Origin of the sequence: Helicobacter magdeburgensis (assembly GCF_000765825.2) — a bacterium.
Taxonomy (GTDB): domain Bacteria; phylum Campylobacterota; class Campylobacteria; order Campylobacterales; family Helicobacteraceae; genus Helicobacter_C; species Helicobacter_C magdeburgensis.
On sequence record NZ_JRPE02000011.1, the window covers coordinates 38,438 to 64,450 of the forward strand.

At 40.0% G+C, this 26,013-nt stretch carries 28 protein-coding genes; 8 read left to right on the forward strand and 20 right to left on the reverse strand.

Going from position 1 to position 26,013, the window contains the following annotated elements:
* Positions 1–13: 13 nt before the first annotated feature.
* The gene (locus LS74_RS07885) at positions 14–664 is read right to left on the reverse strand and encodes a trimeric intracellular cation channel family protein (RefSeq protein WP_034584987.1); all 651 of its coding nucleotides are present in this window, start codon (positions 662–664) and stop codon (positions 14–16) included.
* A gap of 192 nt (positions 665–856) precedes the next feature.
* Between LS74_RS07885 and flgG the strand changes: the two genes are divergently transcribed.
* Together flgG and LS74_RS11400 are read left to right on the forward strand one after the other, a co-directional pair.
* Positions 857–1,645 (forward strand): flagellar basal-body rod protein FlgG, encoded by a 789-nt coding sequence (gene flgG, locus LS74_RS07890; protein WP_034584990.1) that lies wholly within the window; start codon positions 857–859, stop codon positions 1,643–1,645.
* A 32-nt stretch (positions 1,646–1,677) separates the two neighbouring features.
* On the forward strand, positions 1,678–2,526 hold the full coding sequence (locus tag LS74_RS11400) for a methyltransferase domain-containing protein (RefSeq protein WP_236096873.1): 849 nt from the start codon (positions 1,678–1,680) through the stop codon (positions 2,524–2,526).
* Positions 2,527–2,566: 40 nt separating this feature from the next.
* Here LS74_RS11400 and LS74_RS07900 read toward each other — a convergent pair whose 3' ends face one another.
* Genes LS74_RS07900 through LS74_RS07910 form a run of 3 tightly spaced genes read right to left on the reverse strand, consistent with a single transcriptional unit; the run spans position 2,567 to position 6,602 of the window.
* Positions 2,567–3,790, reverse strand: coding sequence for a GDSL-type esterase/lipase family protein (locus LS74_RS07900; protein WP_034584992.1), 1,224 nt, complete (start codon positions 3,788–3,790; stop codon positions 2,567–2,569).
* Positions 3,787–5,184 (reverse strand): SGNH/GDSL hydrolase family protein, encoded by a 1,398-nt coding sequence (locus LS74_RS07905; RefSeq protein ID WP_034584994.1) that lies wholly within the window; start codon positions 5,182–5,184, stop codon positions 3,787–3,789. Before LS74_RS07905 ends, LS74_RS07900 begins: the two co-directional genes overlap by 4 nt.
* A complete protein-coding gene (locus LS74_RS07910) occupies positions 5,184–6,602 on the reverse strand; it encodes an MBOAT family O-acyltransferase (RefSeq protein WP_034584996.1) in 1,419 nt (472 codons plus the stop codon). The genes LS74_RS07905 and LS74_RS07910 overlap by 1 nt, the downstream gene beginning before the upstream one ends.
* 170 nt (positions 6,603–6,772) lie before the next feature.
* Here LS74_RS07910 and LS74_RS10925 point away from each other — a divergent pair, with 170 nt between their 5' ends.
* Positions 6,773–6,946, forward strand: coding sequence for a hypothetical protein (locus tag LS74_RS10925; protein ID WP_167480475.1), 174 nt, complete (start codon positions 6,773–6,775; stop codon positions 6,944–6,946).
* Between the two features lie 66 nt (positions 6,947–7,012).
* On the opposite strand, the gene LS74_RS07915 is transcribed toward LS74_RS10925, so the two are convergent.
* Together LS74_RS07915 and LS74_RS07920 are read right to left on the reverse strand one after the other, a co-directional pair.
* Complete coding sequence (locus LS74_RS07915) at positions 7,013–7,585, reverse strand: DedA family protein (protein WP_034584999.1); 573 nt, start codon at positions 7,583–7,585, stop codon at positions 7,013–7,015.
* Positions 7,586–7,699: 114 nt separating this feature from the next.
* Positions 7,700–8,350 (reverse strand): ABC transporter ATP-binding protein, encoded by a 651-nt coding sequence (locus LS74_RS07920; protein ID WP_138129001.1) that lies wholly within the window; start codon positions 8,348–8,350, stop codon positions 7,700–7,702.
* A 180-nt stretch (positions 8,351–8,530) separates the two neighbouring features.
* Between LS74_RS07920 and LS74_RS07925 the strand changes: the two genes are divergently transcribed.
* Positions 8,531–9,082 (forward strand): YceI family protein, encoded by a 552-nt coding sequence (locus tag LS74_RS07925; RefSeq protein ID WP_034589461.1) that lies wholly within the window; start codon positions 8,531–8,533, stop codon positions 9,080–9,082.
* A gap of 217 nt (positions 9,083–9,299) precedes the next feature.
* Here LS74_RS07925 and LS74_RS07930 read toward each other — a convergent pair whose 3' ends face one another.
* From LS74_RS07930 to petA, 3 genes are read right to left on the reverse strand one after another with little or no spacing between them, the layout of a single operon-like run.
* Positions 9,300–10,406 (reverse strand): c-type cytochrome, encoded by a 1,107-nt coding sequence (locus tag LS74_RS07930; RefSeq protein ID WP_138129003.1) that lies wholly within the window; start codon positions 10,404–10,406, stop codon positions 9,300–9,302.
* Positions 10,406–11,635 (reverse strand): cytochrome b, encoded by a 1,230-nt coding sequence (locus tag LS74_RS07935; protein ID WP_002956159.1) that lies wholly within the window; start codon positions 11,633–11,635, stop codon positions 10,406–10,408. Before LS74_RS07935 ends, LS74_RS07930 begins: the two co-directional genes overlap by 1 nt.
* A gap of 9 nt (positions 11,636–11,644) precedes the next feature.
* Positions 11,645–12,154 carry a ubiquinol-cytochrome c reductase iron-sulfur subunit gene (petA, locus tag LS74_RS07940; RefSeq protein ID WP_034585858.1) on the reverse strand — a complete coding sequence of 170 codons (510 nt, stop codon included), beginning with the start codon at positions 12,152–12,154 and terminating at the stop codon, positions 11,645–11,647.
* 166 nt (positions 12,155–12,320) lie between these two features.
* Between petA and LS74_RS07945 the strand changes: the two genes are divergently transcribed.
* From LS74_RS07945 to bcp, 3 genes are all read left to right on the forward strand, one after another.
* Complete coding sequence (locus LS74_RS07945; RefSeq protein WP_034585860.1) at positions 12,321–13,166, forward strand: NAD+ synthase; 846 nt, start codon at positions 12,321–12,323, stop codon at positions 13,164–13,166.
* Positions 13,167–13,174: 8 nt separating this feature from the next.
* Positions 13,175–14,098, forward strand: coding sequence for a tetraacyldisaccharide 4'-kinase (locus LS74_RS07950; protein ID WP_034585863.1), 924 nt, complete (start codon positions 13,175–13,177; stop codon positions 14,096–14,098).
* Positions 14,099–14,178: 80 nt separating this feature from the next.
* Positions 14,179–14,637, forward strand: coding sequence for a thioredoxin-dependent thiol peroxidase (gene bcp, locus LS74_RS07955; protein ID WP_034585865.1), 459 nt, complete (start codon positions 14,179–14,181; stop codon positions 14,635–14,637).
* A 96-nt stretch (positions 14,638–14,733) separates the two neighbouring features.
* On the opposite strand, the gene LS74_RS07960 is transcribed toward bcp, so the two are convergent.
* From LS74_RS07960 to mobA, 10 genes are all read right to left on the reverse strand, one after another.
* Positions 14,734–15,381: a porin family protein gene (locus LS74_RS07960; RefSeq protein ID WP_034585866.1), complete on the reverse strand. Its 648-nt coding sequence runs from the start codon at positions 15,379–15,381 to the stop codon at positions 14,734–14,736.
* A 62-nt stretch (positions 15,382–15,443) separates the two neighbouring features.
* Positions 15,444–18,074, reverse strand: coding sequence for a translation initiation factor IF-2 (gene infB / locus LS74_RS07965; RefSeq protein ID WP_034585869.1), 2,631 nt, complete (start codon positions 18,072–18,074; stop codon positions 15,444–15,446).
* Positions 18,056–18,313 carry a DUF448 domain-containing protein gene (locus LS74_RS07970; RefSeq protein WP_002956152.1) on the reverse strand — a complete coding sequence of 86 codons (258 nt, stop codon included), beginning with the start codon at positions 18,311–18,313 and terminating at the stop codon, positions 18,056–18,058. The genes infB and LS74_RS07970 overlap by 19 nt, the downstream gene beginning before the upstream one ends.
* Before the next feature lie 18 nt (positions 18,314–18,331).
* On the reverse strand, positions 18,332–19,270 hold the full coding sequence (thrB, locus tag LS74_RS07975) for a homoserine kinase (protein WP_034585873.1): 939 nt from the start codon (positions 19,268–19,270) through the stop codon (positions 18,332–18,334).
* Positions 19,271–19,353: 83 nt separating this feature from the next.
* The gene (locus tag LS74_RS07980; RefSeq protein WP_034585875.1) at positions 19,354–19,848 is read right to left on the reverse strand and encodes a hypothetical protein; all 495 of its coding nucleotides are present in this window, start codon (positions 19,846–19,848) and stop codon (positions 19,354–19,356) included.
* A 24-nt stretch (positions 19,849–19,872) separates the two neighbouring features.
* Positions 19,873–20,763 (reverse strand): UDP-3-O-acyl-N-acetylglucosamine deacetylase, encoded by an 891-nt coding sequence (gene lpxC / locus LS74_RS07985; protein ID WP_034585877.1) that lies wholly within the window; start codon positions 20,761–20,763, stop codon positions 19,873–19,875.
* On the reverse strand, positions 20,760–21,350 hold the full coding sequence (gene minC / locus LS74_RS07990; protein ID WP_034585879.1) for a septum site-determining protein MinC: 591 nt from the start codon (positions 21,348–21,350) through the stop codon (positions 20,760–20,762). The genes lpxC and minC overlap by 4 nt, the downstream gene beginning before the upstream one ends.
* A 13-nt stretch (positions 21,351–21,363) precedes the next feature.
* The gene (locus tag LS74_RS07995) at positions 21,364–22,740 is read right to left on the reverse strand and encodes a M23 family metallopeptidase (RefSeq protein WP_034585881.1); all 1,377 of its coding nucleotides are present in this window, start codon (positions 22,738–22,740) and stop codon (positions 21,364–21,366) included.
* Positions 22,741–22,914: 174 nt separating this feature from the next.
* A complete protein-coding gene (gene flhB / locus LS74_RS08000) occupies positions 22,915–24,048 on the reverse strand; it encodes a flagellar biosynthesis protein FlhB (protein WP_034585882.1) in 1,134 nt (377 codons plus the stop codon).
* A 3-nt stretch (positions 24,049–24,051) separates the two neighbouring features.
* Entirely contained in the window at positions 24,052–24,633 is a 582-nt protein-coding gene (gene mobA / locus LS74_RS08005; RefSeq protein WP_034585884.1) for a molybdenum cofactor guanylyltransferase MobA, read from the reverse strand.
* 98 nt (positions 24,634–24,731) lie between these two features.
* Here mobA and moaA point away from each other — a divergent pair, with 98 nt between their 5' ends.
* Entirely contained in the window at positions 24,732–25,715 is a 984-nt protein-coding gene (moaA, locus tag LS74_RS08010) for a GTP 3',8-cyclase MoaA (RefSeq protein WP_034585887.1), read from the forward strand.
* Between the two features lie 51 nt (positions 25,716–25,766).
* Here the strand turns inward: moaA and LS74_RS08015 are convergent, their stop codons facing one another.
* On the reverse strand, positions 25,767–25,988 hold the full coding sequence (locus LS74_RS08015) for a hypothetical protein (protein ID WP_034585890.1): 222 nt from the start codon (positions 25,986–25,988) through the stop codon (positions 25,767–25,769).
* Positions 25,989–26,013: the final 25 nt, after the last annotated feature.

Sequence of the window (26,013 nt, forward strand, 5' to 3'; positions counted from 1 at the left end):
ACATTACACCGCTCTATTCTTGTTTTTTCTGCTCATCTTGCTTTTTTTCGCCCTCATCTTGATAGCTAAAAACCGGCAATGAAAGCTTATAAAAAATCGCCAAAAGTCTAGCTGATACGCCCACAAAAAGCGTTAAGATTGTAACTAGCATAATATCCATTTTCGCATATTCAAGCAGGGCGTAATACATTCCCCCAGCAATAATAGCAACGCCTGCATAAATCTCTTTTTGAAACACAAGGGGAATGCGCATACATAAAATATCACGCAAGATTCCACCAAATACGCCTGTTATCACCGCCGCACTCACCGCGATAATAAAGCCATATTCCTTATCAATGGCTACTTGTGCGCCTAAAATGCTAAAGACCACAAGCCCCACCGCATCAAGTGTGAGAAACACAGATTCAGATTTGCTAACAACGCGTGGGACTTGTGTGGTAAGCAAAGCCGCCACACAAATAAGAATCACATATTCAGGGTGGGCTACCCAAGTGAGCGGATAGTGATTGAGCAAAATATCGCGGATTGACCCACCGCCAATAGCCGTAACAAGTGCAATAAACATCACACCAAACAAGTCCATTCTATGCTTTCCAGCCGCAAGCGCACCAGTCATTCCCTCTGCGGTAATAGCAATGATATAAAGCGTTGTTAAAAGCATAAATTCCCTTTTTGAAATCTCATATATTTTGAATCTCAATGGGGCTGAAACCAACCCTTAGAGCAGAACTAAAAGCCAAACTATATTAGAATCTAGCTATAAAAATCTTTAGTGTGGAATCACTTTTGCTTTTAAACCCACAAATTGCTTCATAAAAGTAACAATTCACGAGATTAAGAAAAGGATAGCCCTATGATGAGATCGCTCTACACAGCCACCACCGGTATGCTAGGACAGCAAATGCAAATTGATAATACTTCAAACAATATCGCCAATGTCAATACCACCGGGTATAAAAAGCAAAGGGCGGAGTTTGCGGATTTATTTTACCAAGTGTTGCAATACGCTGGGACAAGCACGAGTGAGACGACTATTTCTCCCACAGGCATTGAAGTGGGTATCGGTGTGCGACCTGTGGCGGTGCAAAAGATGTTTTCACAAGGACACCCAAAAGAGACGGAAAACAACCTTGATGTAGCCATCACCGGCAATGGATTTTTTCAAATTGAGTTGCCTGATGGCAATATCGCCTACACAAGAGCAGGGAGCTTCAAGCTTGATAATAACGGCAATGTTGTGAATGCAGAGGGCTATCGGCTTATCCCCGAGCTTACTATTCCAGAGGGAGCGACACAGATTAATATCGGCACAGATGGCACGGTCAGCGTGATTGAAGGCAATCAAACAGAAGTGAATGTGCTAGGGCAAATTGAGATTGTCAATTTCATTAATCCTGCTGGGCTTCACTCTCTAGGCGATAATCTTTTTATCAATACAAACGCTTCAGGCGATCCCGTAGCTGGAGTGCCCGGATTAGAGGGATTTGGGCAGTTGCGACAGGGATTTTTAGAGCTTAGTAATGTTAAACTTGTAGAAGAGATGACAGATCTTATCACGGGGCAGAGAGCCTATGAAGCCAACTCAAAAAGCATTCAAACCGCAGATTCTATGCTACAAACCGTCAATGGCTTGAAGCGATAGGTTGAGTAAAAAGCAAGTAAAAGGAGTGGGTAATGTTTGATAATTTTCCAAAGACTAGAAGTCCATTGCCACAAGCTTATCAGGCTATCTATGAGCAACATTATAAGAACAATAGAGATGGACAAGGAGCGGCAAGTGGCTTAGCCCAAAAGCTAGAGCGTTGGCTACATTACAAAGTAGCCAATGACACACAAGGCATTAGCGGGCATAAAACCCTAGAAATAGGTGCAGGAACGCTTAATCAAATCTCATACGAAAAAGATTTTAGCCATTATGACATTATAGAACCATTTGAAGCCCTTTATAAAGATTCTCCAAAACTCCAACATATCAATGCCATATATAAAGATATTGCAGAAGTAGCACAAAGCAGTGATATTAACGGGGGGGGGGGGGTAAATACAAATGCCGATAAAATAAGTGCATTTGCCAAATCCCACATAGAATCCACCAAATCCCTTAAATCCACACAAAAATCCCAAATTCAAAGCCTATTTTATGACAGAATCATCTCCTGTGCGGTTTTAGAACATATTGCAAACTTGCCTGAAGTAGTAGCACACTCGTGCTTGTTACTGAAAGATGATGGCGTGTTTTCCGCTGCTATCCCAAGCCAAGCTAGATTCCTATGGACTTTGGCTTACAAACTCTCAACCGGCATAGAATTTAGGCTTAAATACAAGCTAGATTATGATGTCATTATGAATTATGAGCATATCAACACACAAGCTGAAATTATTGAAATATGCGATTATTTTTTTGATTCTGTGAAAAAGTCGCTTTTTGGCGTGTGTGATGAGCTTTCAATCTACACGCACCTTTCTTGCAGGAAGCCAAACAGACAGAGGGCAAAGGATTATCTCGCTTTGCTTAAGTCTTAGCTCAATTTTTAGAATCCCGCTTTATATTAGTGTGTTGTTTTTAGAAAGATTTCATTTTCTGCAACTCATAAAAAATCTTATCCGCTACAAGCTTATAGCCATTTGGCAGTAAATGCACATCAGCCTTGGCTAAGGCGGCTTCCTCCCACTTTTTCTTACCCCCACTTTGATTGATAAAGCCCTCTAAATCAAAGAGCATTGTTTGCTTTTGCTTTGCCACTTTGATAACTGCCTCCCTCACGCCCTTAGCGTTTTTACTCATCTTATACACCACTTTTTTACGCCTTGTAGCATTGCTTACCTTTTGCACCACAGGGGGCGGGGTAAGGAGCAAAATACTCGCATTAGGATTAGCCTCCCTTATATTATCAATCAAATCGCTGTAATTTTTCACAAAAAGCGATTCATTAAAAGTATCATACAACGCGTCATTTGAACCATAGCAAAGGATAATTAAATCCGCAGGGAGAAAACGCATTTGCTGTATAAAAAGTGCCTTATCCCATTTCAGCCATAAATTTGAACGCGCCCCATTTATGCCGAGATTTTCAACAATATTATTGTTTTCATCTGTAAGGAAAAATCCGCCAAGTAGCACCTTTTCATTTAACGCACGGATTGTGGCGGGATAGTGTAGGCTAAGGCTCAAAAACTGCCACACAAAAGGGCGTTTAGCATTGATAATAAAGCGTTGATTATGAGAATCTTCCACGATTAGAGCAGATTCTTTGTTGGGGGATTTAAAAATGATTTTTGTCTCTATGGGGTTTGTGGATCTTTGCGGACTAAGTGTGATGGAAGCGGGAAGCTCAAGGGGTTTAGCCACCACGCCACCTAGCGGATATTCATCAAGCTCATCAATGCGGGAGTTTAGAATCTCAAAATTTTCACTCTCATATTTTAGGGCGATATTTTGATGATAGTTTGGGTAAAGCGGATACACAAAGCCTAGCGTATAATCCTTAAAAAGCAACCCCCGCAACCGATGAGAGAAGAAATCCCCCGCAATGTGAGAATCCCCCAAAACACGAATGCTAAGATTCTGCCTACTTTTAAGCTTTTGCTGCAAGGATTTGGGAATTTCACTTTGATAGCTCACTATGCCCTGCGTGGATTCTAAAAGCTTCTTGCTCACATTAGCAATCTTAGGCTCACTCTGCTCACTTATAGCCTTTGCAATGGACTTTAGCGGATATTCTTCACCCATACATACATTCACACACGCACTCACGCAGAGTATAAGGGCAGTGATGAGCTTTTTCATTCCATTACCCCCATTTGCTCCTGTGTAGGCTCACTCTCTTGCGGGGCATTCTCAAGCGGCAGCACTTCAAGGCTATTTAGCAAAATATTTGCCATTATTTGATAGCCCCTTGTGGTGAAATGCACCCCATCATCAGCACGCACCTGCACACTCTTGCCCTTAGCATTTTTGATAAAGGCGGAATATTTCCCACCTTGCGTAACAATGCCATTACTTTGTAAGAAATACTCTCCGCTTTGCTTAACTGATTCTTCATACAAGCTATTAAGATACATTATCTTATCATTGAGCGATTTTTCACGCACACTTGGCACTTCATACCACGCCACACGCACACCATATTCCCTAGCCACCTGCAAAATCTCATCAATGCGTTGCGTGTAAATCTCCTCCCACAAAGGGCTTTTAAACGCTATACCTTTTTTCATACTCCACGGGTCATTTGCCCCCAAAAGCACGACTATAAGCGAAATGTGCGGATTCTTTTCTAAAGCGTCTCTTGTAGCCAACTCCCAATTAAAATAATGCTTATAAGTTAGCCCTGTGCTGTGTTTGCTAAGATTTATCCCTTGAATCTTTACCTTTTTAAAAGTCCTTAGCAAATAGGGTGCAACGCCCTGCATCATAGAATCCCCAATGAGCAAAACACCATCTCCCTCGCTCACTTGGATTCTAGGATTGTTAATACTTCTTAAAGGCGTGTAGCTTTCTTGCAATGGTGGTGGCGTAGGTTGCGGGGGCTGTGTAGGCGGAGTGGGCTTAGGTAAATCTTGTGGGAAAGGCTTTGAAAAATCTAGCGTAGATTCTGTTTGTGGGTTTGATGTAGGCAAGTTAGATAAATCTTGCAAATCTTTAGGTAATGTTGGAGCAGAATCATCTGTGGTAGCGATATTTTTTAGCACCGCTTCTATGGGGTTAGATCCTTGCAGACTAGAATCTTGGGAGTTAGAATCTAATGTATGACTTTCTTGGGAAGCCAAATCTTGTGGATTAGAATCTAAATCGTGGGGTTGAGATTCTGTGTGAGATTCTGCCCTTTTGTCTAAATTTGTATCACTAGAATCTTTTTGTAAATCTCTCCCTTGCAAAGCAGAATCTTGCTTAGAATCTAGCTCTTCTTGATTCTGCTCTATCTGCCCCACTTCAAGCAAACCAAAGACTTTTGAACGCAGAGATTCTAACTCGCCCATTAGCTTGTCACTTAGAGCAAAAAGGGTATTATCTTGCAAATATAAGGCATTATACACACTTCCCACAAACTCCATAAACACATTTTCACTCTCACTAAAGTTATGATACTGCTGCTCTACATAGCTCACAATGGAACTATGCAAATAAAAAAGTAGCTGCAAAAAGGTAAAAAGAGCGATAAAAACAAACTGCCACGCACGCATTAAAAACTCGCATAAATAAAATTAGGAATCCCACTAGGCATAAAGCCCACAATGAGCGTGAAAATCACCGCTAAGACAATGGGCTTTAGCACAAGGGGCATAAGGCTAAAAATGCGTTGTGTAGATTCTAAAGTGTGAGCCATAAAAGGATAGAGTAAAAAGAGTGCTACAAAGCCCATAAGCACACCATAAGCATAAACAGGCGGTGTGAGTGAAAAATTTTGATACATCGCTAGAAAAAAGTTTATCGCCTCTTCAAGCGAATGGTAATAAAAAAATATCCAGCACAAACTCACAAATAAAAATGTCAAACTCGCCCCTCCAAAAGGCAGTTTAGGTAGTCCTAGCTGTTTGTAGCAGTTTAGCACCACAAGCCCAAAGCCGTGTAAAAGCCCCCAGATGAGAAAAGTCCAAGTATCGCCGTGCCAAATGCCGGATAGCCCAAAGGCAAAAAGCACTAGAATCTGTGTCATCAAAAAGCCATTTCTATTGCCCCCAAGCGGGATATAAATATAATCACGGATAAAGGTTGAAAGGCTGATATGCCACCTATTCCAAAAGTCTTTGAGATTTTTTGCCATATAGGGCATATTAAAATTTAGCGGCAAGGTAAAGCCTAGAGCTAGCCCAAAGGCACACACAAGATTCACATATCCGCTAAAATCACAATAAATCTGCACACTATACGCAAACATCGCACAAAGCAATTCAAGGCTATGGTAGGAAAAAGGGGCGTTTAAAATGGGGGTGGCATAGATTTGTGCGTAATTTGCGATAAAGACCTTTTTTACCACGCCAAAAAGTATTAACGCGATAATCAAATCAATGGAGCCAAGCTCCCGCTTTGCGTGATATTGACGAAAGAAAAAATGACTTCGCATTATAGGACCAGCTAGAAAAGTAGCAAAAAATGAAAGATAAGTTGCCAAGGCTGTAAAGCTTTGCAAGGCGGGGTTTTGCTCTTCATAATACTCCCCATCATCTTCATATCGCATAAGATTCTTACCCTCTTCATATACTTGACGCAGGTAGGTAATGGAATTAAAAGTATAAAAGCTTAATCCCAAAGGAAAAATAATATCAGATTCTAAAAAATCAAGCCCCAAAAGCACAAGTAGGGCGTCAAACTCATCTTTGATATTTGCATAATATTTAAAAAAGCACAAAAATAACACACATACGCTAACACAGCTTAAAAACACAAACCGCAACCTTGTAGTGTCAATAAAAAAAGCCAAAACATACACAAGACAAGTGTAAATCCCAACAATAAGTGCAAAATATGGGCTAAAAAGATAAATCACAAGGTAGTTAAAGCCTAAAAGCAAAAGATTTTGAATCTTAAAGGGCTTTATGCTCCAGTAGAGTGAGAAAAACACAAGCAACAGAATACTAAATTCAATGGAAAAAAAACTCATATCTCTCAATTACCTTTTTTGCTTTTTTGTGTGAAATCTGTGATTTTAATTTGGGACAGCATTACAAGCAAAGCCATTATGGCAAAACTTAGACTACACAACGCAAACAACTTCTATAAGGGGTGTTGCCTTTAAATTTAAAGTTAAGATTCTAAGCGGTAAATGCGGTTATGAAACCCAAAAACATCATACGCCATAGTGTGAAACACAAAGCCAAACTTCTCGTAGAATCCACACAAATCACTGCAAAGATGGAGATTTTCAAATTCTGCTTTTTTGCAACAAGCATTCTAGCAATGCCCTTTTTGCGATATGAATACAAAATCTCTAGCTTTATCAATTAAATGTGGATTCTCTTTGAGTGAGCATACACACTTGCAAATCCATATATAACCCCCCCCCTTAAAAATCTACAATGTCTTTTTGACTTTTTTAGACACTTGCGAGATGATAATAAAGAGCAGAGCCATAAGCCCAAGTAGCACAAAGGGCAGGACATAAGAGTGCGTGTCAATCTTTTCTAATAGGGCAATCACCCCACTACTTGCATAATACCCAACTACACCCACAATAACCGCCCACAACACGCAAGAGAGTGCATTAATGAAATAGAATCTAGAGAGATTAAAGCGACTAAAGCCAATGGCAAGGGGGACTATGGTTTTCACCCCATAGAGATATTTACTTAGCACAATCAGCCACGCGTCATAGCGTTTAAGCCAGATTTGTGCGAGTGCGATTTTGCGTCTGTGCTTTTGAAGCAGGGCGTTTAAATCTTTTTTTTGATACCTTGCAAGATAGGCTAAAAGCGAACTGCCAATAATATTCCCCACACACGCAACAGGCACAGCAAGCCATAAATCCATCTTACCCAAAGCACTCATCACCCCAGCCGTGATAAGCCCCACATATCCCCCACCTAGCGAATATACAAATAAAATCACATAACCCCATTCCTCAAGTGAATCTATCATATCTTGCATTGTTTTGCCTTTATGCTTGTTTTTGTTGATGTGGTAGGGATTTTAACATAATTATAATAATAAATCTCATATATAATAGCATTATGCTTTGAAATTTAAGGCTTATCCCCTATTTTACGCACTCACGCTATGCAATGCCTTATCATACAAGCGATAAGTTTTATTGCAAAGCCTTGCAATTTCCTCATCGTGTGTTGCAAGGATAAGGGCTGCTCCTTGTGTGCGGATATATGAAAAGAGAATCTCCATCACACGCAAAGCCGTTTGCCTATCAAGATTCCCCGTTGGTTCATCGGCAAAAATAATCTTTGGCTTTTTTGTCAGCACCCTTGCAATAGATAGTCTTTGTTGCTGTCCGCCGCTTAACTGCCCGATAGGCTGATGCACGACACTAGCAATATCAAAAGCCTCTAAAAGATTTTCATCAATGCTTTGTTGGGATAAAATGGAGGCGACTTTGAGATTCTCCACTCCGCTAAATCCGCGAAACAAATAATGCGACTGAAACACAATGCCAAGCTCAAGCCGCCTTAGCAAAAGCTGTTTCTTAGCCGAAATGGCATAAATATCTTCAATGCCTAGTAGGCTCACTTTCCCAGCCTTTGGGGGCAGCAGAGTAGAGAGATTATTTAAAATGGTAGATTTGCCACTCCCACTTACACCAAGAATGGCTATGCTTTCCCCCGCATTCGCACTTAGACTTAGATTCTCATACAGGGTTGTTTCAAAGCTATGGGCTAGAGATGTGGCATTGAGCAGATTCATAATTATCCTTTTGTGTCGCATTTAAAAGGGCGTATTGTAGCACAAAAAAAAGCTTTTATTCTCAAACCCTATTTGCTACCAAGCATAGCCACACAGGCAAAATTTACCCACAATTTAGAATCTAGGATTACAATCAAATCAGCAAGAGATTCTTGCTTAAATCATAAACAAGGAGCCTTTATGAGAAAGATTATTGTTGCTACTGCTTTAAGTGTAGCGTGTAGTGCGGCGTTGTTAGCAGTGCCTTATGAGATTGATGTGAGCCATTCATCAGTGGGCTTTAATGTCAAACATATGTCTGTAAGCAATGTAAAAGGGAGCTTTGATAAATTTAGCGGCACACTTGATGTTGAAGGCAAAACTATCAAAGCATTAAGCGGAGAAGTAGAAATCTCTTCAATCAACACAAATTCAAATGCGCGTGATAAGCATCTTAACGCTCCAGATTTTTTTGATTCTAAAAAATTTGGCAAGGCGACTTTAGAGCTTGTAAAACATAGTGGCAAAAAGCTTGAAGCAAATATCACAATGCGTGGTGTTACAAAAAAGGTGGTATTTGATGTAGAGCTTAATGGTCCTGTAAAGCACCCAAAAACAGGAAAAGATTTGGTAGCACTCACATTGCAAGGCAAACTTAATCGCAAAGATTTCGGTGTAGGCACAGACACGGGCAATGCAATGGTAAGCGATAATGTTGATGTGCATATTGAGCTTGAGGCTATGCAAAAATAGCGTTCTTACTTTGTCTTCCTAGCCTTAAGTGGCTTTAGGGAGATGAGATTCTATAAGTCCTTTTGAAAATATCCTACTTCTTTGTCTTGCATCATTTTAAATCTTATTTTTAAAGCATTAGACTTATAAGCACACTTTGTTTAGAGATTTGAAAGAATTAGCATTAGCAGATTTTAAAAGATTCTAGCAGATTGAGAATCTGCTAGATAAGTAAAGATTAGTGAATCTCACTCCAAATGCGTCTTTTCCAAAGATACGCAAGGATACTAAGCACACCAAAGAAAATCATCAAATATGTACCTAGAGATTCTCTCTCCGCCTTTTTAGCATCACCTATGGATTCTAAATACGCTACAACTCGCTCTTGAGCTTCGTGTGTCAAGCCTACGCGTGGCATAGAAAGTCCCACAGGCATTACACCAAGCTCTTTTGCTAGATTGCTATAATCTTTGTCATCTTGCCATTCACTCTTTTTATCATTGGCTGGAAGTGAGCCTTCTTTTTTAATGATAGCTTCTTGAATAGCCTTGTAAGACACTTTTTGCGGGTCATTAATGAAGTATTCTAAATAATGTTCTCCCTTGCTGCAAATCATCGTTGATAAATCAGGTGCAGCAGAGCCAAGATACACACCTAGAGATTCTGGAGTCGTGCGAGAGCTAACACCATCATACTTCATCGTGTGGCAGCGAGAACAAGCATTAAGGAAAGTGGCTTTATTTGTAAGGCTCTCTTCAAGCTTGGCAATCTCATTTTGCTTTTGCCCTTCACTTAGCGTTGAGTTTTCAATATTGCCCTTTTTAGCAACAAACTCTTGAGATTCTAAAACTTGCTTTTTCAAAGATACAGAGCCAACAGACTTAAGATACGCCACAATGTCGGCTACCTCTTGATTCAAATCTCCATCTGTTACATAAGGCGTCATAGGAAAATCGCCATTAGGGAACTTATGGGCTAAATGCAATGTATTTGCAGGATCAATGATGAGATTTGCTAAAAATTTCTCATCATAAATCGCCCCAGCCGTTGAAAGATCAGGTGTGAAAATAGTCGCTTCCTTATCATCGCGGAAATACACAGCCATATCCCCACCAGCAATACCAACATCATTGAGCGTATGACAAGCCACGCAATTTGCTTCTACAAGAACTTTTCCACGCTCTGCATTACCCTTGCTTACATCAACATTATGAGATAAATCTTTAAACTCAAAGTCCGCCTTTGCTACTTCAGGGTGAAAAGTGGCGTGTGCCAAAGGCTCAACACCCCAATACAGCACACCTACGATAACTACAATAATGCCTAGAATCTTAATCTCTCTCATTAGTGTGCTCCTTTCTTGTTTTCAAGTATAGTTACAATCGGCAATGCCACAAAGATAAGGAACAAAAATCCAATAGACGCTACAAAACCGATGAAGTTATTTGCCCCTTCGGGTGGGAGCTTTCCAAAGATTGTAAGAACAATCATATCTACAATAAGCAGACAGAACCACACAAAATAGCCCGGACGCTTATGTGCAGGTGCTATAACAGAGCTTCTATCAAGCCAAGGCAGGAATAAAAATGCCACTTGTGCGATACCAAAAGCAATAAGCCCCAAATCCGCACTAAAGAAGAATCCCCTTAACACCTCATAGCTCCACAAGAAATACCACTCTGGGTAAATATGAGCTGGAGTTTTCATATTATTTGCAGGATCAAAGTTAATAGGATCCATAGCAAAGTCAAAATGGAAGCACACAAGATAGAAAAAGCCTATCATAAACAAGCACACAACAAAAATGTCTTTTGATAAGAATACAGGCCAAAAAGGAATAACCTTAGATTCTTTTTTTCTGCCCTCTTCGTATTTTTTTGCTTCCGCTTCAAAGTCAATATGCTCACCATCTTCGTTATTTACGTGTGGCATTCTAAGTGTATAGAAGTGCAATGCAATCACGCCAATAATCACAATCGGCAACAAACAAACGTGAAGCATAAAAAAGCGTGTCAAAGTAGAATCTGCAACGACAAAATTCCCCCTCACCCACTCAACCACATCAGGACCGATGAATGGAATCCCGCCAAAAAGATTTGTGATAACCGCGGCCGCCCAATAGCTCATCTGCCCCCAAGGAAGCATATAGCCACTAAAAGCTTCAGCAGAAAAAAGCACAAAAAGCAGCATTCCGCCAATCCACACCATTTCACGCCCTTTTTTGAAAGAGCCATAATAAATAGCCACAAACATATGAATATAAATAATCAAAAATATCATACTTGCCGCCACAGCGTGGATATGCCGCCACAACCAGCCAAATGCCACTTCAGTCATAATCGTATGATTGACACTATCAAAGGCAAGATTCACATCAGGCTTATAATACATCAAAAGGAAGAATCCAGACACCACAAGTAACGAAAAGAGTGTGAGTAACACAACGCCCATCGCCCAAAGGAAGTTGATGTTTTTAGGGACCCAATACTTAGTCATCATCACTTCCATTAATTTCCTAATGGCAAGGCGTTGATCAAGCCAATCTACCAAGCCTTCAGCTTTTTTCACTTCCATACTTTCTCCTTATGCTTGTTTTGTTTCAAGCAGGGCTTTATACTCTTGCCCCTCTTCACCTAGCACCATTTTTGTCCCATCAATCTTAAAAGGTGGAATATCCATAGGACGCGGTGGTGGAGTACCTGCTTCATTGACGCCAGAAGAGTCAAATCTCCCGCCGTGGCACGCACACGCAAATTCTTGTGCACCTTGATTAAAGCTTGGGATACAGCCCAAATGTGTGCAAATCTGAATCCCAACGGTATAAACCGCACCATTTACTTCAAAATCCCTGCCCGGCGTCTTTTGGCTACCTGCTTGTTTTTTAAGAATATACACAGGCTTACCTCGCCATTCCACCGTTTGAAGCACGCCCTCTTGCAATGCACTCAAATCAAATGTTGTGAATCCAGCCGATACAACGCTAGGCAACGGGTCCCAAGAGCGTTTCATCGCATACAAGGAAGCCACAGCTCCCACAGCAGCAACACCACCTAGAGCCATTCCCAGAAAATCGCGTCTTTTTGTGTCTTGCATCTTTTCTCCTTTCGTGTTTGTTTGAAGTTAAAAAGCTAGTATCGTATGCAAAAAAGGCTTAAATATTGTTTATTTTTGTTAAACTTTTTGTTTATTTTTAGAGTATGTTATAATGTGCGACACGAAAATAAATGACATCATAAAAGGGCATAACAAAAGGGATATGATGAAGAGTTTTGTAGATTCTTGTGTGTTTTTTTTACAAAAGGAGTTTAGCCAACGCGGATTTAAAAAAGGGGTTTTAGGCTTAAGCGGTGGGATAGATTCTGCTGTGGTAGCAGCTCTTGGCGTTTTGGCTTTGGGGAGTGAAAATCTAAAAGTTTTGCTTATGCCCTCTTTTAGTTCAAGCCCTATGCACTTTGATGATGCACTATATCTTGCTAAGATTCTTAATCTCACTCAGCAAGTGATAAAGCTTGAAAGCTTTCAAAGCCATTTTGCCTCGCATTTGGGATTTGAAAACGACTTACTCAAAAGCGATTTAGATGATAGGCAAAAGTTGCGTATGGGGAATTTTTGCTCTAGGCTTAGAATGGCATTGCTCTATGATTATGCAAGTGCGGAAAATGCCCTTGTGCTAGGCACAAGCAATAAAAGTGAGCTTATGCTTGGCTATGGGACGATTTTTGGTGATTTAGCCTGTGCGATAAACCCCATCGGCAGCCTGTATAAGACACAAATTTTTGCCCTAGCCAAACATCTCAATCTTCCGCAGAATCTCATAAATAAAAAGCCAAGTGCAGATTTATTTGCTAATCAAAGCGATGAGAGTGATTTGGGATATAGCTATGAAGAGATTGATTCATTTCTTATGTGTTTTGAAAATCTAGGCGGTTTGAAGGCAGGACAAAAAGATGAACGAGATTGCATTCAAAATGCTTTAGAATCTCAAGGCTTTGAATCCCAAATGGTAAAATCACTTTGCACAAGAATCTGGGCAAATGCCTTTAAACGCACTATGCCAAGCGTGTTTGCCTTTAGCAACCCCTTTTGTATCACACATCAAGATTAAGGAAAACAATGCGTTTTATTGACTCATATTTTTATAACCCAAGCTTCTTGCAAAAATGTCTAAGTATTACTCTTTTACCTATTTCACTCCTTTATGCCATAGGCTCAATTGTAAGGCGAAGATTCTCTAAATTCCAAGATTTTCATATCCCCATTGTGAGTGTGGGGAATCTCATCGCCGGGGGCAGTGGTAAGACACCTTTTATCATTGAGATAGCAAAAGATTTTCAAAATGCCTGTGTCATCTCTCGTGGCTATAAACGCTCATCTAAAGGGCTTGTTGTAGTGAGCTTAAATGGTGAGATTCAAACCTCACAAGAAGAAGCCGGAGATGAGCCTTATCTCATCGCAAGAGAGCTAAAAAACGCAAGTGTGATTGTGTCTAAAAACCGCATAGAAGCTATACATAAAGCAAAAGAGCTAGGGGCTAAGGTTATATTTTTAGATGATGGATTTAGATTTAGATTTAAAAAACTCAATATCGTGCTAGAGCCACTTTTAAAGCCTTTCTTTCCATTTTGTTTGCCAAGTGGGATTTACCGCGAAATAAGAAGTGCGGCAAAGGAAGCCGATATACTCGTGCGTGAGGGGATAGAATATGAAAGGGAAGTGAGTATAGAATCTCCTAGTGAGCGAATGCTTTTGCTGACTGCTATTGCTAATCCTTCAAGGCTTGATGCGTTTTTGCCAGATTCTGTGGTGGGGAAGATTACCCTTAGCGATCACTCACGCTTTGATATAAACGCTCTGCAAGATTCTATGAAAAAGCATAATGCCACTTCACTACTTGTAACAAGCAAAGATGAGGTTAAGCTCATAGGTAGTGAGCTGAGTTTAAGCGTTATGCGACTGCGTTTGAAAATAGATTCTAAAGTTTTAGGGCAGATTCAGGGCTATGTGAAAAGTTTTGAAACGCAAACACAAGTAAATTAGCATTATTGTAAAAATGCTAGAATCTTGCCTTATGAGTTAAAAGACTTGGTGAGCTAAATTTGTATAAAGGAGATTTAAAAATGAAACTTCAAGCAGGAGATAAAGCCCCGCTTTTTAGGCTAAAAAGTAGCGATGAGACAGAGTTTGCCTTGCAGGATTTATTAAGCAAAAATGTGATTGTGTATTTTTACCCCAAGGACAATACGCCCGGCTGCACGATTGAAGCAAAAGACTTTAGTGTGCTTTTGGAATCTTTTGCCGCCAAAGATTATGTGATTGTAGGCATTAGCCCAGATAGCCCAAAATGTCATCAAAATTTTATTGCCAAACAGAATCTTAAGATTTTACTCCTTAGCGATACGGATAAAAGTGTGGCAAGTGCGTATGGAGCCTATGGCACAAAAATGATGTATGGCAAGGAAGTGCAAGGGATTATCCGTAGCACATTTATCATTGGCAAAGATGGTGTGATTAAACAAAGCTTTTATAATGTCAAGGCTAAAGACCACGCTCAAAAGGTGCTAGAGAGTCTGGAATAATGCGTGAGCTTGGGGGAAACAAACCCCATAGCACATAAAACTATTAGGGCTATAAGAATAAAATTTACCTTTAGATTCTATCTCGCTCAAAAAATCTTAGAATCTTACATTTAGCCCTAGCATAAGATACATTGGAGCATCTAAGTCAAGATTTTGAGCTGTAATAGTCCCAGCACCTGCACCATTAGGGAGTCTCACAGGATTTACCGCTTTGTTATTAAAATATTCAGCCACAATAAACTTCATACGCAATTCTAGCTCAACATAGTCGTTAATCACATACGCACCGCCCACATTAAATCCAGCACCAATGCCATCTATATTGCCTAGATTTGTTTTACCCATATTATACACCGCACCAGCTCCAGCAAACACGCCAAAGCCACTTGCAAAATCATAGCGATAATCCACATTTACACCGATATGATTAAGATTCATTCTGCCTAGAATCTCATCTTTATTAAAACTCGCCCCAATATAATCAGCATAGATTCTAATAGCTTGTGTTGGCTTAAAATACACATCATAGCCTAGCCTAGCACTTCCACCAAAGCCACTAAGACTTTTATCACCATCAAATTGATCTATCTCCATACCCTGAGCATTGTAGTATTCTGATGACCGCTCCATAAAGCCAAAGCTCCCAGACGCACCGATCATAAACTTATTTTGCCCAGCCATTTCATCAGCCTGTGCAACACTCAAGAAGAAAAATCCGCATAAGATACAAGCTAACTTTTTCATTCTTTCTCCTTTTGTAAAAAGTGGGCGAGATTCTAATCAAAATAAGTAAATTTTCACAATCTTTACAAAGTCTTTGTTTTGGCAATTTCTTTGTAAGTTTCAAACACATCGCCCACTTTAATGTCATTGTAGTTTTCTAGCATAATGCCACATTCATAGCCTTTTGAGACTTCCTTAGCATCATCTTTAAACCGCTTGAGTGAGCTAATAGATCCTGTATGCACCACCACACCATCGCGTATAAGCCGCACTTTAATACCCCTTTGAATACTCCCATCAACGACCATACACCCAGCAATCACACCAACCTTAGGAATATTGAATGTCTCACGCACTTCAGCTTGTCCAGTGTTTTCTTCTTCAATCACAGGCGACATCAGCCCACCAAGCAACGCCTTAATATCATCAAGCAATGAATAAATAATAGAATATGTCTTAATCTCAACGCCAAGCTCTTTTGCCTTAGCTTTCACGCTCCCTGTTGGGCGGACATTGAATCCTAGAATCAAGCTATTTTCACTTGTCGCAGATAAGTCTATATCACTTTCACTAATCCCCCCAACGCCAAAACCGATAATATTGACACGCACTTCATCATTACTTAGCTTTTCTAAACTTGCTTTTATCGCCTCTAAACTGCCTTGCGTATCGGCTTTGACAATAAGTGGCAGACTTTTAAGATTCCCTTGAGCGACCATCTCGCCTAGCTCATCAAAAGTAACCTTTGTGCTTTTACTGAGTTCTTTTTGCCGCAGATATAAAGCGCGTTTTTGTGCGTGTTCTCGTGCAATCGTATCATTTTCCACACTTTGAAGCACTGCTCCCGCACTTGGCACAAGTGAAAGCCCAGTAACAACCGCTACACCGGAGGGATAAAGCTGTGTAATATTCTGCCCCCTATCATCAAGCAACGCTCTCACACGCCCAAAAGCCGTATCTGCCACGACAGAATCCCCGACATTTAGCACCCCTTGTTGCACGATGATAGTTGCCACTGGACCCCTGCCTTTTTCCAAACTTGCCTCTAATACGATGGCTCTAGCTTTACCTTGATGAGAAGCTTTAAGCTCTAACACTTCAGCTTGAATTAAAATCGTCTCTAGCAGATTTTCAACCCCTTCCCCACTCTTAGCAGAAATAGGGATAAACTCATATTCCCCACCCCACTCATTAGGCGTAAATCCAAGCTCCGCACATTCAGCCTTAAGCTTATCGGGGTTAGCATTTTCCTTATCCATTTTATTCATCGCAATGATGATTTGCACATTAGCAGCCTTGGCGTGATTGAGTGCTTCTATGGTTTGTTGCTTTACGCCATCATCAGCAGCAATAACAATAATAGCAATATCCGTAACCTGCGCTCCACGGCTTCGCATTTGTGTAAAGGCTTCGTGTCCGGGCGTGTCAATAAAGCTGATTTTCTTGCCATTTTTTTCCACCATATACGCCCCAATATGTTGGGTAATGCCCCCCGCTTCACCACTTGCCACGCGAGAATTACGGATATAATCAAGCAATGAAGTTTTTCCGTGATCCACGTGCCCCATAATCGTAACCACAGGCGGACGCTCAAGCTGTGGTGCATCTTCTAGCTCCATTTCTATTTCAGTATGTTCTTTCACATCTTGGATAGAAATCTCTAGCTCAAATTCATCAGCCAAAATCTCAATAGCATCGCGATCAAGGAAATCATTTTTAGTCGCCATAAGTCCAAGATTAAATAGCACTTTGATGACTTCTTTAAGTTCTACTCTAATGAGTTCAGCAAACTCATATACGCGTATCTCTTCTGGGATAGAAATCGCCCCTTTGACTTTATCTACATTTTTTACTACTTTTGGCGGTTTGCGTCTTTTACCACCGCGTTTAATGCTCCCTTCATTCATCCACGGATTCTTTCTGTGAATCTGCACCCTATCCGTGATAGCTTGGCGGATTTTATTTTCTTCATCTTCATCACGCACTTGTGTTTCATTCAAATCAAAAAGCATAATTTCATCTTGTTCATCATCATAATCAAAGCCAATATCCCTATCATCTAAAATATGAATCTTTTGATCCGTGTGCTTGTGGGCTACCTTTGGCTTATGTTTATCTTTTTTGTGTTTTTTATGCTCTTTATCAGCACTTTGTGCGAGAAGTTCTTTGTAACTTAGCGTTGGTTTTTTGCCCTCATCTTTTTTAGATTCAATAGGGCTTTGCTCTTTACCTTTTGGCTCTTGCTTGTCATTCTTGCGGACAATCCTTAATCCCGGCTTGGCTTTTGGCTCTATACTCACAGCCTGAGTAGAATCTCCGCTCTCTTTAGGGCTTAGTGCTTCAGTTTGTAGGCTATCCTGCTTTGCCTTTTTAGATTCTTGCTCTAATGGAGCTTCTTTTTTAGTTTTAGATGGCTTTTTCTCTTTTTCCACCATTTGTTTTTTTTCTACTTGGGCTTTTGTATCTTTAGCTTGAGATGAAGTCTTTTTAGCAGAATCTTTGCTTTTAGTTGCCTTTGACTTTTTAGATTCAGACTTTGGGGGCAGTGGATTTACACCTGTTGTCATAAACTCATAGAGCATTGCCGCCTCTTCTTGCGTAACCGAGCTTGAAGGCGTTTTGACACTTAACCCCATTTCCTTGGCTTTTTCAAAGGCAAATTTAGCATCCTTGCCAAATTCCTGCCCAATTTGTGCTAGTCTAATTTTTTCCATTGATTGCTTATCTCCTTTAGTCTTACAGCATAGTTCTCATTTGGTTTGAGCTTATTGATTTTGAGTATCACTTGAAGTGTTTTTGGCTGCCCTACGCACTCCCAACACACATAAAAACTTCGTCCTTTCCCGCTAAACTCACATAGGGAATCACCATCACATTGCAGTCTTAAAAGCTCCTTTTGATGAAATCTCTTGCGGCATTTGACACACATACGCGTTTGCTTGGCTTGTTTCATTCGTATTATACCTAATTTTTATGATTCTAGCAGTGTCGCGCCCATATTATCAAACTCCAGCTCAAACACGCGGAATTTTGGAAAACTCTTTTGCATTAGCTCTACAAGATTCTTACTCTCATCGGCATAGCAAATATTTAAAAATGATGAGCCACTGCCAGAGAGCGTGCTTAAGAGAGCATTATTCTCTAAAGCAAGTTTTTGGATAGCAAATAAAATCGGCAAAGCTTTCATACGCACATCTTGGTGGAATCTATCCCCACTTGCTTCCCTTAGCAGTTTATAATCCCCTTTTAAAAATGCTGCACTTAGCATACACGCGTGAGAAAGATTAAAAACCGCATCTTTTGTGCTGTATTTCTTAGGCAAAGTGCGACGAGAAAATTTTGTAGAAATAGTCGTATTTGGCACAACAACAACAGCTTTAATATCGCTAGAGATTGGCGTTTTCATACTCACAACCCTTGTTTTTTGACTGCCAAAAATAGAATCTTTACGGGTATTTTTGGTGGGCTGTTTGTTAGATTCTAGCATTGCGATGTTAAAGCCCCCACAGAGTGCAGGAGTGATATTATCAGGGTGATTTTCATAGCAAAGGGCAAGGTTTAGAATCTCATTTGTATCTAAAGGCTTTTGCATTATATGATATGCACTCACAATCGCCCCGATAATCACCGCCGAGCTAGAGCCAAGCCCCCTTGAGATAGGAATATCATTGTGAAAGCTAAATTTATAATGTCCCCGCGGATATTCATAAAATTCAAGCACTTCATTAAAAATCTTAACAAATACATTGTCTATCCGTAATTTTGGGCGATCTTCACCTTCCCCTGCAATATGGATACTGCTAAGTCGTGCGGGAGTAACGCTAAAAGTATTGTAAAGATTCAAAGCCAAGCCCAGCGTATCAAAGCCCGGTCCAAGATTGGCACTTGTAGCAGGAACACGAACAACCAAAACTCACTCCTTCCCTTTTAAAACATCAAAAAACTCGCATTATAATGTTTTTCTCTTAACTCCGCTTGTAAAGCCCCTAGATTCTAACTTTGCACCGGTGGCAATATATACAATGGCTCTATCTTGTGATGAAAACGGAGCGTATCTAGAATCTTTGGGAGATAAAACTCGCTCTCTTGTGGGTTATCTACACCATAAGCAAGGGCAATATCATTATTCTCATCTTCATAAAAATAAGTCGTGCCAAAGGCTTTAATATACTTTGCTTGAGTGAAATAAAAGCTAGAAGTAGCTAATAGCTTCACTTCATATATTAAGCTTAGCGTGTGTAAAAAAATATGTGTAAGCTTCAACGCACTAAAACTCCCGGGTCCATTGGCATAGTAAATGGTGTTTATTTTTATATCTGTATATTTAGAATCTTGCTTAGGATTTGGGAGTAAAGATTCAAAGATTTTAGGCAAGGCGGTAAGCGTTAGCTCATTGCTTACTATCTCTTCAAAAAGCCCTTTATTCTCATACAATCCACATTTTATAGTCCCGCCAACACTCACAAGTACTATATCAATTTCTTTCAATTTTATCTCTTAAACTTTTAAGGCTTACATCTCATAGGCATATTCTAAGGCTTCTTCCATAGCCTTATCTTCAAGGCTTACAATCTCATAGGCTTTTTCATCACTTAAAAGCTGTTTTGTGAGCAAATGATTAAGCTTGTGGCTTCCCGCATAAGAGACATAAGTGCCAAGCAGGGGCATTCCAAGCAATGCCATATCGCCAATAGCATCTAGAATCTTATGTCGCACAAATTCTTCTTTATACCGCAACCCATCTTTATTCAAAATCCCACTCTCATCAAGCACGATACAATTACTCAAATCCCCGCCCTTAGCAAGTCCAATAGAGCGTAAATAATTCACCTCGTGCAAAAAGCCAAAAGTCCTAGCACGGGCAATCTCTTGCTTATACGCCTTTGTGCTAAAGGTAAATTTATAATGTTGCTGACGGATAGCAGGGTGGCTAAAATCAATGCTAAAATCAAAAATCGTCCGCTCACTAGGCTCAACTCGCACGAACTTTTTATCATCTTGAATCTCAATAGGTTTTTTAATGGCGATGGCTTTTTTAGGAGCATTTTGCGAGATGATTCCTGCTTCTTCAATAAGCATACAATAGCCAATAGAGCTTCCGTCCATTATCGGCACTTCCTCATTATCTAAGCAGATTCTAATATTATCAATCCCATAGGCGTGAATGGCTGAAAGCAAATGCTCAATGGTGGAGATTCTAGCCTCCCCCTTGCCAAGCACCGTTGCCATCGTGGTATCAATGACATTTTCAGGCTTTAGCTCAATGCTTACCCCTAAATCACTACGATAAAACACCACGCCACTATTGCTATCCAAAGGCTCAAGCTCCATTCTCACAGGCACACCTTTATGCAATCCAACGCCTACAATCTCAACCTTATTCTTTATCGTTTTTTGTTTCATAGCAAGTCCTTTATGACTATATCATCGTCTTTTTTAAAAATTATTTTGAATAATGCACTGCTTTGGTTAATTTTATGTAAAAAAGGCTCATCAAGCAATCTATCTTGAAAAATGATCGCTGAAGCTAGAATCTTTTTGCAAATCATATATTCCCCGCTAACTTCAACACTCCCCTTACATTCCCCAAACATAGCAAGATTCCCACCTGCTATCACCCTAGCACCATCATTGACTTGAGATTCTATCACCACATCACCATTATGGATAATCTCCTCCCCACTCCGCACCACTTTAGATACAAACAATGTGGGGGCAGATGAAGTCTTTTGAGATTCTGCATTGAGTTTAGAATCTTTAGACTCCTTTTGCTGTGGGCTTTGAAAAGTGTAAATCGTATCAAGTGTGCTAAAGCTTAGCTGATGAGATTGCAAAAACTCTTTTAAAACAGAATCTATTTCATTCTTAAAGCCAAGCGTGTGGTATCGCAAAAGGGGCAAATGCTTTGTGATAAAAGCGATATATTCTTCCGTGCTAGCCCCAGATTCAAACTCAAATAGCTTTAGATTGCGTTGGCGTGTCTTTATCATATTTTACTCTTTTTTAAGGAACTATCCTTGTTTGATAAAAGCTTCGTGCTTTGCTTAACACACTTATCACATTATCATCAATCCACTTTTGATCAAGCCACTCGCTCAAACGCACAAAATGTCCTTGGATCAGAATCCCAAAATGCAAATGATCGCCAAAAGCCCAGCCTGTCGTGCCGGTTTTACCTATCTCTTGCCCTATATGCACCAAATCGCTCACTTCCACATAGCTCTCCTGCAAATGTGCATAAATTGATGACACGCCAAAGCCGTGATATAAAAGCAAAGTATTTCCATATAGCCCAAGATGACTTTTAAGCAGCACCACGGCGTTATTACTCGCAATAACGGGTGCATTTTTCACACTTGCCACATCAATGCCTAAATGTGTGGCTTCACTAATCTTTTCTTTCCCTAAAAAATAAGTGCGAAAATCCCCAAAACTCCCAACAACCTTTGAGCCTCTAAGCGGCACAAAAGCGTGAAAGCCTTCATCAATAAAGCTTTTATCCCCAACTAAATCGCTACACGCCTTTAAGATTCTCTTTTCATCTTCACCGCGAATCTCTTCATTAAAAAACGCAAATTTTTCTATATCATTGTCAAACTCCCGCAAATGCTTTTTATCAATTTGAGAGAGTAGCTCATCAAGCTTACCACTTAAAAAATCCTCTTTAATGTGGATATTTGAGCGATAATAAGGGACATTGATATTCCGCACAAGTGGAATATTATGCTTTGTGATATTCCCTGCCTTGTCTTTAGCCACAAGTTGGGCGGCAAAAAATTTATTTTTCAAAGGCCAAGCAATAATGCCAATATAAATATTTTCATCAAGGTATTTAAAAAGGGCAAACTCATCTGTGCCATTGCTCAAACGCACATCTTCTAATGCCATATCCTTGACTTCAACCGCCACCACCGCACTGCCCCCACGCGTGATTTGATATGATGAAGCAATGGGCGTAACTTCTGGCGGTGTCGTATCTACGATGAGATTCAAATCAATCTTTGCCGTATTGCCGGTGAAAAAATGTGAGCTACTCCAATCAGTTACTTCAATTTTATACTGAATGCTCGTGCCATTTTTGAGTGTCGTTGAAGGCTTTGGCAGTGGAATCTTTACCGATTTTGGCTTATTTAAAATCACTTCTTTTTCATCACTCAAAATCTCATTATCAAATACCACCTGCACACGATAATCGCGTATCCCGCTTTCATCACTAAAGTCTATTTGAATCTCATCTTGTAAATTCCAATGTGTTGGGATTGAGCTAGATTCCAAACTAGGCTCTTGAGTTTCAAAAATAATGGAACTAAAGGTAATCACGCCTACCAAAATAAGAATCACAAGCCCAACACTTAAGCCAATCAATCGTTTATTATCCATACCATACGCCCCAAGTTTCCCTATTTGTCTTTAAGAAATTTAAGTAAGAAAAGAGCCGTATTCTAACAAATCTTTTTAAATCCAAAATAAGCTTATATAAGGCTTATGTGTAAGGATAGGGCTAAATGTTGGGATTTTTTACAGAATCCAGACAAGATTCTATAAACTTTTATACTACATTGTGTTTGCTTGTGCTTGGTGAGCTTTTGCACCTGCGGCTTGGAGAATTTCAGTCATTGTGTTTTTGCCTTCCAAGCTATCAAGGTATGCTACTTCTTGCAAGACTTGACCAACCGCGGCAAAAAGATCGTGTGGAATAGCTTGATTCAAATCTAGCTGACGATACAGCTCTCGTGCTAAAGGGGGATTTTCAATAATCCTAATCTCATATTCCCTAGCAACACCCTTTATGCGTATGGCTAGCTCATCAATCCCCTTTGCCACAACCACAGGCGGCATACCTTTTTCAATCTCTTTTTCACTATACCGCAACGCCACGGCATAATGCGTAGGGTTTGTAATCACCACTGAAGCACTTGGAATCTCCTGCATCATACGATTACTGGCGATTTTTTGCTGCATTTGACGGATTTTAGCTTTAATTTCGGGACTTTGCTCATATTGCTTATACTCATCTTTGACTTCTTTGATACTCATTTTAAGGCTTTTAATGTATTGATAGCGTTTGATGAGATAATCACTCACCGCCATTATGAAAAATAAGATTAAAAGCACACCGATGAGAATTAACGCCTTTTGTCTAAACCATAGAATCTGCCCATATAGCCCACTCATAGACACGCTAGGCAGTTCATTAAAAAAGCTCACAAACACAGCAAATCCCACAATAAACGCCACAAAGACTTTGAGTGTAATCATAAAACCATCAAGCAGTTTTTTGAGTGAGATGACATTTTTTATACCTGTAATGGGATTAATTTTAGAGAGCTTTGGCTTAATGGCTTTGGGGGAGAGCAATAGCCCAAATTGTGCGATATTAGCAATTATGCCTGTTACCATAAGGGCTACAAAAAGCGGGGCTAACATAATAAATACTTCAAGCCCAATACTTAGCATCAAATCCCCCAACATTCGCACATCAACTTCTTGTGTAATAAGTGAATTGATATGGATAAAAATCTTTTGACTATGCTCCACCCAAAAAGGCAGAAGTAAAAACATCGCTCCAAGCCCCACAAGCAAAATAAAAAATCCCGCTAATTCCGGGCTTTTACTGACATTGCCTTCTTCTCGTGCTTTAGCAATCTTGTGTGCGGAGGGGGCTTGTGTCTTTTCTTCATCAGCCATTTTTTAGCCCTTTAGCTTATTTAATTTATCTAGCCTAAGCAGAGCATTCTCATAATCCTGCATTGTGTTGATATTTAAGCCCTCTTCTTCGCTAATAGGGACAATCTCGTGCAGATGAGATTCTACAATGCGATGCAAGGCATAGCTTTTAGACTTATACGCCCATAGAAGAGAATCTAAAGTGGAGCGTTGCCATTTTGAAATGAGATAATGTGCTTTAAACTCACTTTGTGCATACACAATGGGGCTATCCTTTGAATCTAGGGCTAAAAGTGTCTCTTGTGAGATAAAAGGTGTATCCACACTTAGAAAAATAATCTCTTTAGAATCTAAAAGCGTAAAGGCATTTATCATTCCTACAAGCGGGGCATAAATGGGGCTTTTTTCTATCAAAAACTCCGCGTGAAAATTAAACTTATCCCTTTGCTTTGCACTCACATAGAGATTTTCACACATATTTTCAAAACGCATTACAAGCCATTGACTAAGCGGATAGCCACCAAAATGAATCTGTGTTTTATCCTGCCCCAAACGAGAGCTTTTGCCACCAGCGAGAATCACACAAGGTGTTATAATCTTTTGCATAAAAAACCTTTAGCTTTTATAGTGTATTGTAACTTGTTTTGTATAATCCCCCATTGTAACAATAAAGTAGCAATAAATTTATAATCCTTAGGACATATATGCTTATAGATTCATTTGAGCGTAAAATTGATTATATGCGCGTATCAGTTACCAAGCAGTGCAACTTCCGCTGTCAATATTGTATGCCAGATACGCCTGAAGATTTTATTGATAAAACCGCCCTGCCACTGCCTAAAATGCTAAACTTTATTAAACTTGCCATTGATAATGGGATTAAAAAAATCCGCATTACCGGTGGAGAGCCACTTTTAAGGTCGGATTTATGCGGTTTTATAAGTGAGATTCATAGCCACGCCCCACATATTGAACTCACCCTTACAACCAACGCCTTTTTACTTGAAAAATACGCACAAAGCCTGAAAGATTCAGGGCTAAAACGCATAAATATTTCACTAGATTCACTCAAAAGTGAGCGGATTAAGCGTATATCTAAACGCGATGCCCTGCCACAAATCTTGCGTGGAATCCACAAGGCAAATGAGCTGAAACTTGGCGTTAAGCTCAATATGGTGCCACTGCAAGGGCTAAATGAAGATGAAATCCTAGATATGCTAGAGTTTGCTAAGACTCATCATTTTGGGGTGCGATTTATTGAATTTATGGAAAATATCCACGCAAAAGATAGGCTCAAAGGGCTAAGGGCGAATGAAATTCTAACCCATATCAATACAAAGTATAAAACTACACTACTCAAAAAAGACTGCTTTGGTCCGGCAAAACTCTATGCGATTGATGAAAGTAAAAATCGCGAGGCATTTGCCTTTGGGATTATCTCCCCGCACGAAGATGACTTCTGCCAAAGCTGTAATAGAATCCGCCTAACAAGCGATGGTGTGATTTGCCCTTGCTTGTATTACCAAGAAAGCGTAAGCTTAAGAGAGGCGATTTTAAATGAAGATATAAAAGCAATGCAAAGCCTACTAGAAAAAGCCATTAAAAACAAGCCCGAAAAGAATCAATGGGAGCAGAATATGAATCCTAGTTTGCTTTCAACCCGTGCATTTTACTACACCGGCGGGTGAGCCTACTTTCACTCACCTAAAATCTAATCCCTTGTAACGCAAAGCTAACCCCTACAATCCCAAACTTCCAAGAGACATACCCATTTCAAACATACCAATAGCCTGTGTGCTTTGAGGATAAACAAAAGTGCCTTCAATAGCAGAATCAAGTATGCGGTAGATTCCACTTAAACGCGTATAAAAGCCATATCCTTTACTCTGTGTAAGCCCTAGTGAAACGCGTAAATCGTGGTTATTGCTTCCTATTTTGATATTTTCTCTTAAGCCTAGCACTTGAGGGCTATATTTATAATGAGCA

Bases quoted from the DNA above. Each gene is read 5' to 3' on its own strand.
- LS74_RS07885 (WP_034584987.1), bottom strand. From the start codon at position 664: ATGCTTTTAACAACGCTTTATATCATTGCTATTACCGCAGAGGGAATG.
- flgG (WP_034584990.1), top strand. From the start codon at position 857: ATGATGAGATCGCTCTACACAGCCACCACCGGTATGCTAGGACAGCAA.
- LS74_RS11400 (WP_236096873.1), top strand. From the start codon at position 1,678: ATGTTTGATAATTTTCCAAAGACTAGAAGTCCATTGCCACAAGCTTAT.
- LS74_RS07900 (WP_034584992.1), bottom strand. From the start codon at position 3,790: ATGAAAAAGCTCATCACTGCCCTTATACTCTGCGTGAGTGCGTGTGTG.
- LS74_RS07905 (WP_034584994.1), bottom strand. From the start codon at position 5,184: ATGCGTGCGTGGCAGTTTGTTTTTATCGCTCTTTTTACCTTTTTGCAG.
- LS74_RS07910 (WP_034584996.1), bottom strand. From the start codon at position 6,602: ATGAGTTTTTTTTCCATTGAATTTAGTATTCTGTTGCTTGTGTTTTTC.
- LS74_RS10925 (WP_167480475.1), top strand. From the start codon at position 6,773: ATGAAACCCAAAAACATCATACGCCATAGTGTGAAACACAAAGCCAAA.
- LS74_RS07915 (WP_034584999.1), bottom strand. From the start codon at position 7,585: ATGCAAGATATGATAGATTCACTTGAGGAATGGGGTTATGTGATTTTA.
- LS74_RS07920 (WP_138129001.1), bottom strand. From the start codon at position 8,350: ATGAATCTGCTCAATGCCACATCTCTAGCCCATAGCTTTGAAACAACC.
- LS74_RS07925 (WP_034589461.1), top strand. From the start codon at position 8,531: ATGAGAAAGATTATTGTTGCTACTGCTTTAAGTGTAGCGTGTAGTGCG.
- LS74_RS07930 (WP_138129003.1), bottom strand. From the start codon at position 10,406: ATGAGAGAGATTAAGATTCTAGGCATTATTGTAGTTATCGTAGGTGTG.
- LS74_RS07935 (WP_002956159.1), bottom strand. From the start codon at position 11,635: ATGGAAGTGAAAAAAGCTGAAGGCTTGGTAGATTGGCTTGATCAACGC.
- petA (WP_034585858.1), bottom strand. From the start codon at position 12,154: ATGCAAGACACAAAAAGACGCGATTTTCTGGGAATGGCTCTAGGTGGT.
- LS74_RS07945 (WP_034585860.1), top strand. From the start codon at position 12,321: ATGAAGAGTTTTGTAGATTCTTGTGTGTTTTTTTTACAAAAGGAGTTT.
- LS74_RS07950 (WP_034585863.1), top strand. From the start codon at position 13,175: ATGCGTTTTATTGACTCATATTTTTATAACCCAAGCTTCTTGCAAAAA.
- bcp (WP_034585865.1), top strand. From the start codon at position 14,179: ATGAAACTTCAAGCAGGAGATAAAGCCCCGCTTTTTAGGCTAAAAAGT.
- LS74_RS07960 (WP_034585866.1), bottom strand. From the start codon at position 15,381: ATGAAAAAGTTAGCTTGTATCTTATGCGGATTTTTCTTCTTGAGTGTT.
- infB (WP_034585869.1), bottom strand. From the start codon at position 18,074: ATGGAAAAAATTAGACTAGCACAAATTGGGCAGGAATTTGGCAAGGAT.
- LS74_RS07970 (WP_002956152.1), bottom strand. From the start codon at position 18,313: ATGAAACAAGCCAAGCAAACGCGTATGTGTGTCAAATGCCGCAAGAGA.
- lpxC (WP_034585877.1), bottom strand. From the start codon at position 20,763: ATGAAACAAAAAACGATAAAGAATAAGGTTGAGATTGTAGGCGTTGGA.
- minC (WP_034585879.1), bottom strand. From the start codon at position 21,350: ATGATAAAGACACGCCAACGCAATCTAAAGCTATTTGAGTTTGAATCT.
- LS74_RS07995 (WP_034585881.1), bottom strand. From the start codon at position 22,740: ATGGATAATAAACGATTGATTGGCTTAAGTGTTGGGCTTGTGATTCTT.
- flhB (WP_034585882.1), bottom strand. From the start codon at position 24,048: ATGGCTGATGAAGAAAAGACACAAGCCCCCTCCGCACACAAGATTGCT.
- mobA (WP_034585884.1), bottom strand. From the start codon at position 24,633: ATGCAAAAGATTATAACACCTTGTGTGATTCTCGCTGGTGGCAAAAGC.
- moaA (WP_034585887.1), top strand. From the start codon at position 24,732: ATGCTTATAGATTCATTTGAGCGTAAAATTGATTATATGCGCGTATCA.